This window comes from Spirillospora sp. CA-142024, assembly GCF_050942325.1.
In the GTDB taxonomy this organism is placed as follows: Bacteria; Actinomycetota; Actinomycetes; order Streptosporangiales; family Streptosporangiaceae; genus Spirillospora.
Map to the genome: position 1 here is coordinate 302,970 of NZ_CP192077.1, position 15,612 is coordinate 318,581.

General features: G+C 72.1%; 15 protein-coding genes. 9 read left to right on the forward strand and 6 right to left on the reverse strand.

Features of this window, described 5'->3' with window-relative positions; translation table 11 throughout:
* Positions 1 to 19: 19 nt before the first annotated feature.
* Positions 20 to 1,003: an NAD-dependent epimerase/dehydratase family protein gene (locus ACQPZP_RS01525; RefSeq protein WP_433475811.1), complete on the reverse strand. Its 984-nt coding sequence runs from the start codon at positions 1,001 to 1,003 to the stop codon at positions 20 to 22.
* Between the two features lie 169 nt (positions 1,004 to 1,172).
* Between ACQPZP_RS01525 and ACQPZP_RS01530 the strand changes: the two genes are divergently transcribed.
* The 9 genes from ACQPZP_RS01530 (at position 1,173) to ACQPZP_RS01570 (ending at position 8,016) form a co-directional block, all read left to right on the forward strand.
* On the forward strand, positions 1,173 to 1,955 hold the full coding sequence (locus ACQPZP_RS01530; RefSeq protein ID WP_433475812.1) for an SDR family NAD(P)-dependent oxidoreductase: 783 nt from the start codon (positions 1,173 to 1,175) through the stop codon (positions 1,953 to 1,955).
* Between the two features lie 32 nt (positions 1,956 to 1,987).
* Positions 1,988 to 2,695, forward strand: coding sequence for a hypothetical protein (locus ACQPZP_RS01535; RefSeq protein WP_433475813.1), 708 nt, complete (start codon positions 1,988 to 1,990; stop codon positions 2,693 to 2,695).
* 91 nt (positions 2,696 to 2,786) lie between these two features.
* Entirely contained in the window at positions 2,787 to 4,229 is a 1,443-nt protein-coding gene (locus ACQPZP_RS01540; protein WP_433475814.1) for an MFS transporter, read from the forward strand.
* 59 nt (positions 4,230 to 4,288) lie between these two features.
* Positions 4,289 to 4,639 carry a YciI family protein gene (locus ACQPZP_RS01545; RefSeq protein ID WP_433475815.1) on the forward strand — a complete coding sequence of 117 codons (351 nt, stop codon included), beginning with the start codon at positions 4,289 to 4,291 and terminating at the stop codon, positions 4,637 to 4,639.
* Complete coding sequence (locus ACQPZP_RS01550) at positions 4,618 to 5,853, forward strand: RNA polymerase sigma factor (RefSeq protein ID WP_433475816.1); 1,236 nt, start codon at positions 4,618 to 4,620, stop codon at positions 5,851 to 5,853. Before ACQPZP_RS01545 ends, ACQPZP_RS01550 begins: the two co-directional genes overlap by 22 nt.
* A 182-nt stretch (positions 5,854 to 6,035) precedes the next feature.
* Positions 6,036 to 6,455, forward strand: a complete 420-nt coding sequence (locus ACQPZP_RS01555; RefSeq protein ID WP_433475817.1) for a hypothetical protein — start codon at positions 6,036 to 6,038, stop codon at positions 6,453 to 6,455.
* A gap of 1 nt (position 6,456) precedes the next feature.
* A complete protein-coding gene (locus ACQPZP_RS01560; RefSeq protein WP_433475818.1) occupies positions 6,457 to 7,131 on the forward strand; it encodes a hypothetical protein in 675 nt (224 codons plus the stop codon).
* A 40-nt stretch (positions 7,132 to 7,171) separates the two neighbouring features.
* A complete protein-coding gene (locus tag ACQPZP_RS01565; protein WP_433475819.1) occupies positions 7,172 to 7,618 on the forward strand; it encodes a roadblock/LC7 domain-containing protein in 447 nt (148 codons plus the stop codon).
* A 26-nt stretch (positions 7,619 to 7,644) separates the two neighbouring features.
* The gene (locus tag ACQPZP_RS01570) at positions 7,645 to 8,016 is read left to right on the forward strand and encodes a hypothetical protein (protein WP_433475820.1); all 372 of its coding nucleotides are present in this window, start codon (positions 7,645 to 7,647) and stop codon (positions 8,014 to 8,016) included.
* Positions 8,017 to 8,138: 122 nt separating this feature from the next.
* Here the strand turns inward: ACQPZP_RS01570 and ACQPZP_RS01575 are convergent, their stop codons facing one another.
* The 5 genes from ACQPZP_RS01575 to dnaJ all read right to left on the reverse strand — a co-directional run bounded on the left by ACQPZP_RS01575 (position 8,139) and on the right by dnaJ (position 15,591).
* A complete protein-coding gene (locus ACQPZP_RS01575; protein ID WP_433475821.1) occupies positions 8,139 to 9,029 on the reverse strand; it encodes a hypothetical protein in 891 nt (296 codons plus the stop codon).
* Positions 9,030 to 9,177: 148 nt separating this feature from the next.
* Positions 9,178 to 10,848 carry a serine/threonine protein kinase gene (locus ACQPZP_RS01580; RefSeq protein WP_433475822.1) on the reverse strand — a complete coding sequence of 557 codons (1,671 nt, stop codon included), beginning with the start codon at positions 10,846 to 10,848 and terminating at the stop codon, positions 9,178 to 9,180.
* A gap of 130 nt (positions 10,849 to 10,978) precedes the next feature.
* A complete protein-coding gene (locus ACQPZP_RS01585) occupies positions 10,979 to 13,948 on the reverse strand; it encodes an AAA family ATPase (RefSeq protein ID WP_433475823.1) in 2,970 nt (989 codons plus the stop codon).
* A gap of 21 nt (positions 13,949 to 13,969) precedes the next feature.
* Positions 13,970 to 14,422 carry a heat shock protein transcriptional repressor HspR gene (locus tag ACQPZP_RS01590; RefSeq protein ID WP_433475824.1) on the reverse strand — a complete coding sequence of 151 codons (453 nt, stop codon included), beginning with the start codon at positions 14,420 to 14,422 and terminating at the stop codon, positions 13,970 to 13,972.
* Entirely contained in the window at positions 14,422 to 15,591 is a 1,170-nt protein-coding gene (dnaJ, locus tag ACQPZP_RS01595) for a molecular chaperone DnaJ (RefSeq protein WP_433475825.1), read from the reverse strand. Before dnaJ ends, ACQPZP_RS01590 begins: the two co-directional genes overlap by 1 nt.
* Positions 15,592 to 15,612 lie beyond the last annotated feature (21 nt).

A 15,612-nucleotide genomic window follows, 5' to 3' on the forward strand; every position in this document is an offset into this window, starting at 1 on the left:
CCCGTCACGTCCACTCGCCCTAGCGGCGCAGCACCCTCTCTTCGGTTTCCGGGTCCAATCCCACCACCGGACGGTCGGGACGTTGCGGCGCTCGTCCGCCTATCGACTGAAGCCAGTCCCACGTGTCCGCCACTGTCTCCTGGACGGGCCTGCAATGCAGCCCTGTGGAAAGAGCCTTGGTCACGTTGGCCTGATGCATGGTGTCGTAGGCGTCCCCGGGCGGGAGCCAGACGGGCAGGTCCGTCCACGGTTGGATATCCGCTTCGAGGATGGCCTCCGGGGCCGTCCACGCCAGATCTGCGTCCGACCCGGTCACCTGAATGCAGGCGTCGAGCAGTTCACCCATCGTTGTGTGGCCGGGCGGGCTGACCACGTTGTACGGCCCGTCGAGACCTTGCTCGGTCGCGTCCAGGGTCCATGTGGCGAGGTCCCTGACGTCGATGTACTGCAGGCCGGCATCACGTGGTCCGGGTGCCAGAACCCTTCCGCCTCGTGCGATCCGGGTCAGCCACCAGGGCAGCCGTCCGATGTTCTCGTACGGGCCGAGGATGAGCCCGGCCCGCACCAGCAGCGAGTTCTCGTCGAACACCTCTTGCGCGGCCAGTTCGCCGCCGCGCTTGGCCTCCGCGTAGTCGACGTCGCCGGCGTCGGAGGAGCCGTCCACGACATCGGCCTTTTCGCCCAGCCCGAGCGGGGTGGGGAACCGGTAGACCGAACGGCTGGAAATGTAGACGTACCGTTCAACGCGCCCCTCCAGCAGGCGAGCGGTGTCGCGCACGGCGGACGGTGCGCCCGACCAGGTGTCGACGACGGCGTCCCATCCCCCGTCCGCGAGGGCCTTGAGACCGTCCTCGGCGGTGCGGTCGCCGTGCAGCGACCTCACGCCCTGCGGTGGCTCATGCCGTCCCCGGTGGAAGACGGTCACGTCCCAGCCGCGTGTGAGCGCGTCCTCGGTGACGGCGCGTCCCACGAATTCCGTTCCGCCGAGCATCAAGAGCTTCATGGGGAGAACTTTGCCTTCTGTACGTTCTGTACGGAACGCCTGCACGCTCACAGCGGAACGGAACTCATCGTCCAGGTACAACCAAGTCGCCGCTAGGCGATAACTTGCATCATCCTTGTTGCAGCTACTAGCGTGATGGCATCAAACATGCTGCAGGAAGGGGAGTTCGATGGACCTGCGCCTGAATGACAAGACCGCCGTGGTGACCGGTGCCGGCAAGGGAATCGGCCTTGCCGTGGTCGAGGCCCTCACCGCCGAAGGCGTGCGGGTCGTGGCCGCGTCCCGCACGGTGACGCCCGCGCTGAAGGCGACCGGCGCGATCCCCGTCCAGGTCGACCTGTCGGACGCGGAAGGACCGCGGCGCCTGATCGAGACCGCGTTGCGCGAGCTCGGCGGCCTGGACATCCTGGTCAACAACGTCGGCGGTGGCGACGGCGGCGCCGTGGGCGGATTCCTCTCCTTCGAGGACGACATCTGGCAGGCGGTCTTCGAACTGAACCTGTTCGCCGCCGTCCGCGCCGTCCGCGCGGCGCTGCCCAGCCTGATCGAGCGGTCGGGGACCATCGTCAACGTGTCGTCCAACGGGGCGCGTGTTCCGCATGCCGGGCCCGTCCCGTACACGGCGGCCAAGGCCGCGCTGACGGCGTTCGGCAAGGCCCTCGCCGAGGAGTTCGGGCCGCAGGGCGTCCGGGTCAACACCGTGTCGCCGGGTCCCGTTCGCACCGCGATGTGGGAGGACCCCAACGGCTACGGCGCCGAGCTCGCGGCATCGATGGGCATTCCACACGACCAGCTCGTGGCGGGCCTTCCGGACGCCGTGGGAATGCTCACCGGACGCCTCGTGGAACCCACCGAGGTCGGCGCGCTCATCGCCTACCTGGCCTCGCCCTTGGCGGGCAGCACCGTGGGCGCCGACCACGTCATCGACGGAGGGGCCATCAAGACCGCCTGACGGTGTCCGGCGGTCGGAGTAGGTTCGCGTCCGTGACCTCTTTCGACCTCGTCCGAGACCTCCCGGCCGCCCTCACCGACCGGGAGGCCGCCTGGACGTACATCCGAGGCTTCGCCGCGACCTGGCGCACTCGGCTTACGGCCGAGGACGGCACGCCCGAGGCGGAGCTGACGGCGGCCGAGGAGGCACTGGGGATACGCCTGCCCGCAGGCGTCCGCGAGGCCTACGCGTTGTTCGGCAGGCGCTTCGATCTGCACAGCAACATGCAGCATCTGCTGAGCCCGGGCGAGTTCTACATCGACGACCGCAAGGAGGCCCTGGTCTTCCGGGAGGAGAACCAGGGCGCCGCCTCCTGGGGCGTCCTGCTCACCGATCTCGGCCGGCCCGACCCGCCCGTCCGCATGCGCAGCGACCTCGCCGACAAGGAGGCCGAGCGCTGGGAGGGCTGGCTGAGCGGCTTCGCGGTCTCCTGCATCGAGATCGTCCTGTCCGAGTCGCTGCAGGCGGAGGAGCCCGTCTGCGACCACGGCGACTACGACGACGGCGACGAACTGGCCCGCCGCTTCACCCGCCTGCCCTTCCCCTCCTACCCCGAGGGCGAGCAGGGGCCGGCCTTCTACACCGGCTCCGGCCTCCTCCTCTGCGACGGCGGGGGCGGATGGCTCTCGGTCCGCGCCCGGGACGAGGAGACCCTCGACCGCTTCCGCGCCGACGTCCCCGCCGACTGGCTGAACGGCTGACGGGAGTCCCGCGGAATCTTTTTCGCGGCGGGTGTCGAAATCGGGCGGGCCCGCGTGTCGACAGGGAGAGGTCGAACGCGGGAGGGATGTCATGGGTGTGCGACGGTGGCAGGGGCTCGCGCTGCTCTGTGCGGCCAACTTCATGGTGATCCTGGATTCGCAGATCGTGCTGCTCGCGCTGCCGTCGGTCGAGCGGGACCTGGGGTTCGCCGGGGGCGGGGCGCAGTGGGTCCTGAGCGCCTACCTGCTCGGGTTCGGGGGGCTGCTGCTGCTCGGTGGGCGGGTGGCCGACCTCGCGGGCAGGCGCCGGACGTTCCTCGCCGGCACGGTCCTGTTCCTCGTGTCGTCGCTGTTGTGCGGCCTCGCCTGGACGGGCGGGGCGCTGATCGGCGCGCGGGTGGTGCAGGGCGTCTCGGCGGCGCTGATGGCGCCGAGCGCGCTGTCGATCGTGACCGCGACGTTCGCCGCCGGGCCGGAGCGGAACCGGGCGATCGCCGTATGGGGGAGCGTCGGCGGGTTCGGTGCGACGGCGGCGCTGCTGGTCGGCGGGCCGCTGACGGACGTGCTGGGCTGGCGGGCGATCTTCTTCCTCAACGTGCCGGTCGCGGTGGTCCTGCTGGTGCTCGGGCCGGTGCTGCTCGGCGAGAGCCGCGCCGGGGCACGTGCCTACGATCCGGTGGGCGCGCTGACCGTGACGCTGGCGGTGTCGGCGGCGGTTTACGGGGTCGTCCGCGTTCCCGAGGTGGGCTGGGCGAGCGCGTGGACGGCGGCCGCGTTCGCGGTGGCGGTCGTCGCGGGGGTGCTGTTCGCGTGGACGGAGTCGCGGTCGGCGGCTCCGCTCGTCCCGCTGCGGACGTTCCGTTCCAGGCGGCTGACCGGCGGGAACGCGGTGACGCTGGCGGCTGCGATGGCAGTGTTCGGCACGTCGTTCGGCGTGACGCAGTACGCGCAGGGAGTGCTGGAGTACTCGCCCCTGACGTTCGGGTTCGCGACCGCGGTACTGCCGGTCATGGCGGTCGCCGGGTCGTATGCGGCGCAGGCGGCGCTGCGGCGGTTCGCCGTCCGGCCGGTCGCGGTCGCGGGGCTGGCGTTCATGGCGGCGGGCTGCCTGGCGCTGGGCCGCCTGACGGCCTCCGGCGGCTACGCGACGGGCCTGCTGCCCGGGCTGGTCCTGCTCGGGTTCGGGCTCGGCACCTGCGGGGTGGCCGGATCGGTCGCCGCGCTCGCCGGGGCCACCGGCGGCGACGCGGGGCTGGCGTCCGGGATCAACACGGCCGCGTTCCAGCTCGGCGGTGCGTTCGGTGTGGCGGTCGCGTCCACCGCCGTCCTGTCCTGGACGGACGGGACCGGCCCCGCCGCCGGGTTCCGCGCGGCGTTCGACGCGTCGGCGGGCATCGCCTTCGCCGGCGCTCTCGTGGCGGGCGTGCTGCTCGCCGAGCCGGCCCGGTTCCCCGAGCGGAGCTCCAGCGGACCGGAGGGAGCCGGGCTGGCCGGCTTTTCCGGGGGGAGTGGGGGGTCGTCCCCCCGCAAGTGAGGGGCCCGGCGACGAGTTCCGGAGCCGGGGAAGGTCAGAGTCCGATAGGAGGAGGAGCCATGCAGTACATGATGCTGATCTGCGGTGTCGAAGGAGGGGAGCTGCCCCCGGACGAGCAGGCGGCGATGATGGCCGACACCGAAGCGTGGGTCAAGGAGATGGACGGCCGGGGCGTCCGCAGGTTCGGGGACCGGCTGCGGCACACCGACGCCGCGACGACGGTCCGGGTCCGGGACGGCGAGACGCTGCTGTCGGACGGCCCGTTCGCCGAGACCAAGGAGCAGATCCTCGGCTTCGACCTGATCGACTGCGCCGATCTCGAGGAGGTGCTGGAGATCGCGTCCAAGCACCCGTCGGCCCGGTCCGGAACGATCGAGGTGCGGCCGCTGTGGCCGCTCGGGGAGGACTGACGGACGGCGTCGAGCAGGCGGTCGCGGCGGCCTTCCGCGAGGAGTGGGGGCGGGTCGTCGCGACCCTCATCCGGATGACCGGCGACTGGGATTTCGCCGAGGAGTGCGCCCAGGAGGCGTTCGCGCGGGCCCTCGAACGGTGGCCGGACGCCGGGGTGCCGCGGCGTCCCGGCGCCTGGCTGACCACGACCGCCCGCAACCACGCGCTGAACCGGATCCGGCGGGGCGCGACCGAGACCGAGAAGCTCAGGGAACTCGCGACGATGACCGGCCCGCAGGAGCCGCCCGGCCCGGGCGGCGTCCCCGACGACCGCCTCAGGCTGATCTTCACCTGCTGCCATCCGGCGCTGCCGATCGAGGCGCGGGTGGCGCTCACGCTGCGCACCCTGCTCGGCCTGACGACCGGCGAGATCGCACGGGCGTTCCTGGTGGCCGAACCGGCGATGGCGCAGCGGCTCGTCCGGGCCAAGCGCAAGATCCGGCAGGCGGGCATCCCGTACCGGGTGCCGGCCGCGCACCTGCTGCCGGAGCGGACGGCGTCCGTCCTCGGCGTCGTGTACCTGCTGTTCAACGAGGGATACGCGGCGTCCGAGGGCGCCGATCCCGTGCGGGTCGACCTGTGCGCCGAAGCGATCCGGCTCGCGCGCGTCCTGCACGGCCTGATGCCCGGAGACCCCGAGACCGCCGGCCTGCTCGCACTGCTCCTGCTCCAGGACTCCCGGCGGGCCGCCCGGCAGGACGCGGCGGGCGACCTGGTCCCGCTGGACGAGCAGGACCGCGAACGCTGGGACCGCCGGGCGATCGCCGAAGGCGTCGAGTTGCTGGACGGCGCGCTCCGCCGCGGCACACCCGGCCCCTACCAGGTGCAGGCCGCCATCGCGGCCTGCCACGCGAACGCGCGGACGGCCGCGGAGACCGACTGGCCGCAGATCGCCGCGCTGTACGGGCGGCTCGAAGCGATGAACCCGGGCCCGGTCGTCCGGCTCAACCGGGCCGTGGCGGTGGCGATGGCGGACGGGCCGCGGGTGGGCCTGGCGCTCCTCGACACCATCGAGGGTCTGGACGGCTACCACCTGTTCCCGGCGACGCGCGCCGACCTGCTGCGCCGTCTCGGCCGGAACGAGGAGGCCGCGGCGGCCTACCGGGAGGCGCTCGGCCAGGCCCGGACCGAGCCCGACCGCCGCTTCCTCACCCGCCGCCTGCACGAGCTCTGAACGAGGTACGCCGGCCGCGGTTTGGGGGCGCGCCGGAACAAGCAGCGGCAGCGGGCCGATTTCACGGACGATGAGGTCATATCCGTCCTGACCGGTTCGCATACTGAGTGGTACTTATATCCCGGTCAGTCAATTTCGTTATGGTTCAGCTGTTTTATGTTGCAGGCGGCGAACTTCTGGCTATGGTCGAGTTTCTGCAACTCTCATTCGGTGGGGGAATGGGCTTGCGCATTGACGACTGCATGGCGCGGATGATGACGATTCCGGGGGCGCAGCGGGTCACCCTGGTCGACGGCGCCAGCGGGCTGGCCGTCGCCGCGGCCGGCCGGGAGGACCTCCTCGACCAGCACGAGGACGCGGCGGGGGCGACCGACGTGGTGCGCGCGGTGCTGACGACACCGGCGCTCAGCGCGACCGCGGCGGGGGACGACGTAGAGGAGATCATTGTTTGCGGCACTCACGGATATCACTTATTGGCCCTCACGGATGCGAATCTCGATGGCCACCTGTTCGTCCATTTGCTGCTGGACAGGGAGAACGGCAACCTCGCCCTTGCCCGGATCCAGATGCGCGCCCTCGTCGGCGAAATGACGGGCGGCTGACGTGGTCGAAGGGAACATCGAGCGCATTCCGGCCGTCCTCGGCTCGCTGGAGCGGGAAAGGCGCACCGGGCTGCTGCGCGTCGGGACCGACGGCTCGGTCCGCTTCGACCGCGGCGCCGTCATCGACGCCGAGAGCCGGCACGCGCCGGGCCCCGGCCGCCTACCGGAAGGGCCCGACCCCGAACTGACGGCGCTGCTCGCGATGTTCGACGCCGCCTACTTCCTCCTCGGCTCCACGGCCGAGCCGGTGTTCACCGAGGGGCCGCCGAGCGGCCGGCCCCGGCGGATCACCGTGGCGACGCTCGTGCACGAGCGGCGCCGGCGCCGCGCCCTGCTCGACGCCGCGTGGCCGGACGGCGCCGTGGACGCCGCTCCCGTCATGCCGGTCCGGCGCGTCCGCCGGCAGCGCGTCATCCTGACCGGCGTCCAGGCGGAGATCCTGCTCAACGCCGACGGCCGGCGCACACCGGCCCGGCTGGCCCGCGAACTCGGCCGCACGGCGTTCGGCTGCGTGCTCGCGGTTCGGGGCCTCGCCGCCGCCTCCCTGATCCGGACGGAGCCGCCCGCCGTCCCCGGCCCCCCGCCACCGCCCCGTACCGAGATCCCGGCCGACTGGGCGCCGGCCGACCACGACCTGCTCGGACGGCTCCGGGCGGCGCTGGTGGAGCTCGGCTGACCGTGCGAAGGACCGACGGGCCGAAGGGGCCGGCCGACCGGTGAGACGAGTGATCGAAAGGCTGACGAAGGTGGCGAAACGAGCGGGGACGGGGACGGCGGCACGGCGCCCCGAGACCCAGGTGGCGGCGGAACTGCGCGGGCTGCGGGCGCGCGTCCCGCAGCTCACCGGCAGCCTGGTCGCGTCGGCGGACGGGCTGCTCATCGCGCAGGACCTGCCCGAGTCCGTCGAACCGTCCGGGATGGCGGCCGTGACGGCGACCGGCTTGTCCCTCGCGCACCGGATCGCGCAGACCGCGCACGGCGGCGCCTTCCACGAGGTGGTGATCCGCGGCGTGGACGGCTACGTCGTCATCTACGCGGCCGGGCCGACCGCGTCCCTGACCGTCCTCGCGGGCCCGTCGGTCAATGTGGGGCGGCTCCACCTGGAGTCGCGCCCCGCGGCCCGTGCCATCGCCGCGCACCTCACAGGCGCGCGCCGTACGTAAATGACCAAGGAAAGGGGAACACACGCATGTCCAACCTCGACCTCGCCCTGAAGGACATGATGTCGATCGACGGGGCCGTCGGCGCCGCCGTCGTCGACTACGACAGCGGCATGGCCCTCGGCCACATCGGCGGCTCCAAGGCCCTCGACCTGCAGGTCGCCTCCGCCGGCAACACCGAGGTGGTGCGCGCCAAGTTCCGCACGATGGAGCAACTCGGCATCAAGGAGGAAATCGAGGACATCCTCATCAGCATCTCCACGCAGTACCACATCATCCGCCCGCTGACGGGGCGCAAGGGCAAGGGCCTGTTCATCTACGCGGCACTCGACCGAAGCCGCGCCAACCTCGCCCTGGCCCGCCACCGCCTCCGCGAAATCGAGGAGAACCTCGAAGTCTGAGGCGTGTCCGCCCGGGGGTGGCCCCCGGGCCGGTACTGCGCTCTGAACGAGGTACGGCGCCGCGGACGGTTGGGGCGTTCCGCGGCGCCGTACGTTTCAGGGGGAGTCACTCCCCGGCCGGGTCATTTCCTGAGTTGGCAGGTGGCGAGTGATTCGAGTCCGGTGGGTCGGGCGGCGGTGCGTCCGATGGAGATGCTGATGCGGTCGATGGCGGCGGTGCGTTTGCCGGTGAGTGGGCCGAGGATGGCGTTCTGGACGAAGTTGGGTCCGCCTTGTCCTGCGCTGGTGGCCAGGCGGCGGTTGGCTTCGTTGATCTGGGTCTGGAGTAGGGCGAGGTTGCGGTCGACTTCGGCCTTGGCCGACGCGGGCACGGCCGGCAGCCGGCTCGCCACGTCCGGGCAGACGATCTGACCTGTGCCGCCCGCGCCGCCTCCCTGCGGTGTGCTCGCCTGCGGGGCGGGCGACGCGGAAGCCCCTCCCGATGCGCCACCCCCTGTCGCGCCGCCTCCGCCCGCTGCGCCGCCACCCCCTGCCCCGCCTCCGCCCGCCGCGTTGCCGAGTTGGCAGGTGGCGAGTGATTCGAGTCCGGTGGGTCGGGCGGCGGTGCGTCCGATGGAGATGCTGATGCGGTCGATGGCGGCGGTGCGTTTGCCGGTGAGTGGGCCGAGGATGGCGTTCTGGACGAAGTTGGGTCCGCCTTGTCCTGCGCTGGTGGCCAGGCGGCGGTTGGCTTCGTTGATCTGGGTCTGGAGTAGGGCGAGGTTGCGGTCGACTTCGGCCTTGGCCGACGCGGGCACGGCCGGCAATCGGCTCGCCACGTCCGGGCAGACGATCCGGGCATTGCTCGCCTTCGCAGCGGCCCCGTTGCCCGCCGACAGGGTGACCGAGCGGCCCTGCCCCGCCTCCTGAGCCCCGTGGCTCAGAAGCGCCCCGGTGACGGCGAGCCCGGCGGTGACCGCCCCCGCCGCGGCCCACACCTTCGGACTCGGTCTCCAACGTTGAACATGCCGCATGCGGCCACTCTCCTTCCCGAGACCTGACGGTGACGCCAGGTCGGCAGACCCCCGCCCGGGAATGAGATACGCAGCCGTGCCTGAAACAGATCAACGGCCGGAGAAAAACCGCCGCCCGGATCGGGCGGCGCCGTTCACGCGCTCGCCGTCAGCACATGGTCCACGAGGCGGACCGCACGATGTTGGGCTGCTCCAGGTAGATCTTCACCGTGTGCGGTCCGCTTCCCCAGAAGGTCTGCGGACCCGTGCCGCCCGAGCGGTCGGTGCCCGCGTCGACCTCGCTGCCGTCGACGTAGACCCAATGCTTGGTGACGACGGAGTTGATCTGCCACTGGTAGCCGCCCTTGGTGTAGCAGCTCCCGTTCTTGGTGCCGACTATGGTGATCACCACCGCCGGCTTGTCGGAGGCGCCGCCACCGTCGCCGTTGTCGCCTCCGTCGCCGCCGTTGCCTCCGCCTGGCGAGGTCGGGTTCTGCCGCGGCGCGTCGCCGCCGGAAGACCCGGGACTCGTCTTGGACGATGGCCGCGAACCGGGGCCTGACTTGGCCGGATCCGGTGACGAGGAGGGGGCCGGTGACCGCCCGTTGCCGCCGAGCGCACGTTTCCCCGCCGTGTTCGGGTCGACCGACTCCTGAGGGGAACCGAGCCCGGGCCCGTTCGACCCGGAGCCGGAGCCCTTGGCGGAGTCGCCGGCGTCCGCGGCGCCCGGCCAGAGGAGCGCCGCCGCGACGATGATCGCCGTCACCGCCGCGCCCGCACCCGCGCCGGCCAGCAGCAGGAGCCGGCGGCGCTTGGGATCCGGCCGCCGCGCCCCCTGGGCGCCTTCGGTCGGCAGAACCGGTCCCGCACCCGGCGGAATCGGGCCCGTCGGTGGTTGCGGGGAGTCCGCGGTCGTCTGGAGCGGGGCCGCGGCCGGATGAGGCGGGCCCATGGGAGGCTGTGGCGAGGTCGCGGCCGGGAGCGGGCCGGAGGGCACCGGCGGGACGGCGACGGGCGACTGCGCGTCGGTCGCCGAAGAGCGTCCGCTGACCAGGCGCAGCATGACGTCCCGCATGAGGGGCCGCTGGGCGGGGTCCTTGGCCAGGCAGGACACCACGATCGAACGCAGCGGCTCGGGCAGGTCGCCGAGGTCGGGCTCGCCGCGGATGACCCGGTTCATGATCGCGGGGAAGGTGTCCGCGCCGAACGGCGGACGTCCCGTCGCCGCGAACGCCATGACCGAACCCCAGGCGAACACGTCGCCCGGCGCGCCGACGACCTGCCCCTCGAACTGCTCGGGGGCCATGTACGCCGGGGTGCCGATGATGCTGCTGGTGAGGGTGAGCGGGCCCGCCGTGTCCCGGGCGATCCCGAAGTCGATGACCCGCGGCCCGTCCGGGCCGAGCAGGACGTTGGACGGCTTGAAGTCGCGGTGGACGATGCCCGCGTCATGGATGGCGGCGAGGGCCGTGGCGGTGGCGACGGCGAGCCGCTGGAGGGCCGCCCAGCCGTCCCGCGGCCCCGCCTGCTGCAGGGAGGGGCCCTCGACGTACTCGGTCACCACGTACGGGCGGGACCCCTCGACGGAGGCGTCCAGGACCTGGGCGATGCAGAACGGGTCGACCCGCCGCGCGGCGGCGATCTCCTTGACGAACCGGTCCCTGACCCGCGGGTCGGCGGCGAACTCCTCGCGCAGCAACTTCACCGCGACGTGCGGCCCGCCGTCCTTGGAGGCGCCGAGGTAGACGACCCCCTGGCCGCCCATGCCGAGCCTTCCGACCAGCCGGTAGGTCCCCACCTCGGTCGGATCCTCGGGACGCAGCTGCTCGACTTCCGGCATGGGGGTGCCTACTCCAGATGATCAAGTGGTTACCCGCGCACCATAGCGCAAGCACCCCCCGAAGCGGCCCGAACCACAGATCTTGGTACACAAGGGACGGCGCGGACCCGGCGGGCCGGGTCCGCGTCCCTCACTTGGTGAGTGTCAGGCCCCGGGACGGCTCCACGGTGAGCCGGTCGGCGGCCTCGTCCAGGTCGACGATCACCGCGTCGCCGTCGCGGACGTCGCCGGACAGCAGCTCGCGGGCCAGCTGGTCGCCGATCGCCGTCTGCACCAGGCGGCGCAGCGGCCGCGCCCCGTACAGCGGGTCGTAGCCGGTCAGCGCCAGCCACTCGCGGGCGGCCGGGGTGACCTGGAGCGTGAGCTGCCGGTCGGCGAGGCGCTCGGCCAGCCGGTCGACCTGCAGGTCGACGATGCGGGTCAGCTCGTCGGTCGACAGCGCGTCGAACAGGATCACGTCGTCGAGGCGGTTGAGGAACTCCGGCTTGAACGAGTTCCGGACGGCGTTCCAGACCGCCTCCCGCTTCATCCCGTTCTCCAGCGTCGGGTCGACGAGGAACTGCGACCCGATGTTGGACGTGAGGATCAGGATCGTGTTGCGGAAGTCGACCGTGCGCCCCTGGCCATCGGTCAGCCGGCCGTCGTCCAGGACCTGCAGGAGGATGTCGAAGACCTCCGGGTGCGCCTTCTCCACCTCGTCCAGCAGCACCGCCGAGTACGGGCGGCGCCGGACGGCCTCGGTGAGCTGCCCGCCCTCCTCGTAGCCGACGTATCCGGGCGGCGCGCCGACCAGGCGGGCGACCGAGTGCTTCTCGGAGTACTCGCTCATGTCGATGCGGGTCATCGCCCGCTCGTCGTCGAACAGGAACTCCGCGAGCGCCTTCGCCAGCTCGGTCTTGCCGACGCCGGTCGGGCCGAGGAACAGGAACGAGCCGGTCGGACGGTCCGGGTCCGAGATGCCCGCGCGGGCGCGGCGCACCGCGTCCGACACGGTCTTGACGGCCGCGGCCTGGCCGATCAGCCGGTGCCCGAGCTCGTCCTCCATCCGGAGCAGCTTGCCCGTCTCGCTCTCCAGCAGGCGTCCCACCGGGACGCCCGTCCAGCTCGACACGACCTCGGCGATGTCGTCCGCGCTGACCTCGGGCTTGACCATGGTCTGCTCGTGGCCCGCGTCGGCGTCGGCCTCGTCCCGCAGCGGGGCCAGTTCCTTCTGCCACTGCAGGATCTGGGTCCGCACCGTGGCCAGCTGCTCGTACTTCTGGTCGCGTTCCGGCCCGGTGATCCCGGGCATGGCCGCGTCGATCTGCAGCTCCTCGGCCCGCGCGTTCGCGGAGTCGATCTTCTGCGTCAGCTCGCGGATCCGCTCCCGGCGCTGCTGGGCCCGCTGCTGCCGTTCCTCCAGCGCGGCGAGCTCGGCGGCCTTGGCCTCGATCTCGGCGGTCAGCGCCGCGAGCCGGTCCGGGTCGGCTCCGGAGGCGGCGAGCTCGCTTTCCTCGCCGCGCAGGTGCTCCACCACCCCCCGCAGCTCCTGGATGGCCAGCGACTGCAGTTTGAGCTGCTCGTCCTCCAGCGCCCGCTCCAGCCGCGGGATCTCCTGGACGCGGAGGCCGGCCGCCTCGTCCATGTGCCGGTCGCGCTCGGCCTGCTCGGCCCGCCCGCGGGCCTCGTCGAGCTCCTTCTTCAGGCGCCCGATCGCCTTGAGGCTGTCCTTCTCGCGCGCCCACCGGCCCTGCAGCTCGCGGAGCCGCTCCTCGCGGTCGGCGATCGTCCGCTCCAGCTCGGCGTACCGCTCCTGCTGGGTCCTGTCGCCGGCGATGCCGCGCGCGTCCAGCTTGAGCCGCTCCACCCGGCGCTGCAGCTCGTCGATCTCGACGGGCTGGGAGTCGATCTCCATGTTGAGCCGGGCCGCCGCCTCGTCCACCAGGTCGATCGCCTTGTCCGGCATGAACCGGCCGGTGATGTAGCGGTCGGACAGCGTCGCGGCCGCGACCAGCGCCGCGTCGGTGATCTGCACCCCGTGGTGCGCCTCGTACCGGCCCTTCAGACCGCGCAGGATGCCGATGGTGTCCTCGACCGACGGCTCGCCGACGAAGACCTGCTGGAACCGGCGCTCCAGCGCCGGGTCCTTCTCGATCCGCTCCCGGTACTCGTCCAGCGTGGTCGCACCGATCATGCGGAGCTCGCCGCGCGCCAGCATCGGCTTGAGCATGTTGCCCGCGTCCATCGCGCCCTCGGCCGCGCCCGCGCCGACCACCGTGTGCAGCTCGTCGATGAACGTGACGATCTGGCCGTCGCTCTCCTTGATCTCGTTCAGGACGGACTTGAGCCGCTCCTCGAACTCGCCCCGGTACTTGGCGCCCGCCACCATGGAGCCGAGGTCCAGCGAGATCACGCGCTTGTTCTTCAGCGACTCGGGCACGTCCCCCGCGACGATCCGCCGGGCCAGCCCCTCCACGATCGCCGTCTTGCCCACACCCGGCTCGCCGATGAGGACCGGGTTGTTCTTCGTGCGGCGCGACAGCACCTGCACGACGCGCCGGATCTCCGAGTCGCGGCCGATGACGGGGTCGAGCCGGTTCGACCGGGCCAGCGCCGTCAGGTCGACGCCGTACTTCTCCAGCGCCTGGTAGGTGCCCTCGGGGTTCTCGCTGGTGACGCGGGCGTGGCCGCGCACCTTCTCGAACGCGTCCAGCAGCGCCTGCGGCGTCGCGCCGAACTCCTTCAGCAGGCCCGCCGCCGGGCCGCCGTCCGCGGCCAGCCCGACCAGCAGATGCTCGGTCGAGACGTACTCGTCCTCCAGCTGCTGCGCCCGGTTCGCGGCCGTGTTGATCGACCGCTGCAGCTGCCCGGAGATCCGCGGCGTCGCCACCGTGGAGCCCTGCGCCTTCGGCATCGCGGCGAGCTGCTCCTCGGCCCGCCGCCTGACCACCTGCCAGTCGGCGCCGATCGCCTCCAGCAGCGGCACCGCCGTCCCCTCGGGCAGCCCGATCAGGGTCACCAGCAGGTGCTGCGGCTCGACCTCGGGATGTCCCTCGGCCGCCGCCCTGCGGACCGCGACCGACACCGCCTCCTGGCTCTTCTGCGTCAGCTTGTAGTCCATACCCGTCCCCGTGAGAGAAGATCAGTCCGAGTTGCGCTCGTGCCAGACCACGACGCTCGTATGCCTGATGGGCACGAGGTCGGCGCCGGGAGTGCCGCCCGGTTCCCCGTGCCGCCGCTGCTGCGCCAGCCGCGCCGCGACCGCACGGGTCGATTCGAGTTCGTTCGCGAGATCCTCGAGCGCCGCGTGCGCCTTGCCGAGCTCGTCGCGGAGCCGCACGTTGTCGCGCTGCAGCTCCAGGATGTGCTTGATGCCGGACAGGTTGATGCCCTCCTCCTGCGAGAGCCTCTGGATCTCGCGGAGCATCACGATGTCGCGCATCGAGTAGCGGCGGCCCCGTCCGGCCGTGCGGCCGGGGGACACCAGGCCCATCCGGTCGTACGTCCGCAGCGTCTGCGGGTGCAGCCCGGACAGCTGCGCCGCCACGGAGATCACGTAGACCGGAGTGTCATCGCCGAAGGGATCCATGACCATCACTCCTGTCTGGCCTGCTGGAGGAGGTCGGCGCGCAGGTCGTCGCCGGCGCCGGCGGTGCGCAGCCGGACCAGGGCCTCGCGTGACTGCTCGTCGAGCTTCTGCGGGACGTGCACGTCGACGGTGACGAGCAGGTCGCCCTTCGTCCCGTCGCGCCGGTTGGCGCCGCGGCCCTTCACGCGGAACTTGCGGCCGTTCGGGGTGCCCTCCGGCAGCTTCAGCGTGACGGGCTGCCCCTGGAACGTCGGGACCCTGATCTCGCCGCCGAGCGCCGCCTCCGGGAACGTCACCGGGACGGTCAGCGTCAGGTTGTCGCCGCTGCGGCCGAACACCTTGTGCGGGTTCACCTTGATGTTCACGTACAGGTCGCCGGCGGGGCCGCCGTTCTCGCCGGGCGCGCCCTTGCCCTTCAGCCGGATCTTCTGGCCGTCGGCGACGCCCGCCGGGATGCGGGCCTGGATCGTGCGGGTGCCGGTCGCCCGTCCGCTGCCGTGGCAGGTCGGGCACGGGTCGTCGACGACGAGGCCCCGGCCGCGGCACTCCTTGCACGGCTCCTGGAAGCCGAAGTTGCCGAGGTTGCGGGTCTCGTGCCCGGTGCCCTCGCAGTTCGGGCACACCCGCGGCACGGTGCCTGCCTTCGCGCCGGTCCCCCGGCAGCTGTTGCAGGCCGCCTCGCTGGTCAGCTTGATCGGGACGGTCACGCCGTTCATCGCGCGGCCGAACGACAGCGTCACCTCGGTCTCGACGTCCGCGCCGCGCCGTCCGCGGCGCGTCCCCGTCGGGCGGGTGCCCCCGCCGCCGCGGCCGAACAGGCCGCCGAACAGATCGCCGATGCGCTCGCCCGCGCCGCCCGCCTGCGTCCCGCCGCCCTGCTGGCCGAACAGGTCGCCGAGGTCGAACGGGAAACCGCCGCCCTGCTGGCCGCGGAACCCGCCCGGCATCGACCGGACCGCGTCGTACTCCTTGCGGCGCTTCTCGTCGGACAGGACGTCGTAGGCTTCCGAGACCTCCTTGAAGCGGTCCTCGGCCTCGGCGTCGCCCTTGTTGGCGTCCGGGTGGTACTTGCGGGCCAGCTTCCGGTAGGACTTCTTGATCTCCTCCTGCGAGGCCGTCTTCGCGACACCGAGGACCTTGTAGTAGTCCTTCTCCAGGTAGTCCTTGGTGCTCACGGCGCCCCGCCTTCTGCTATC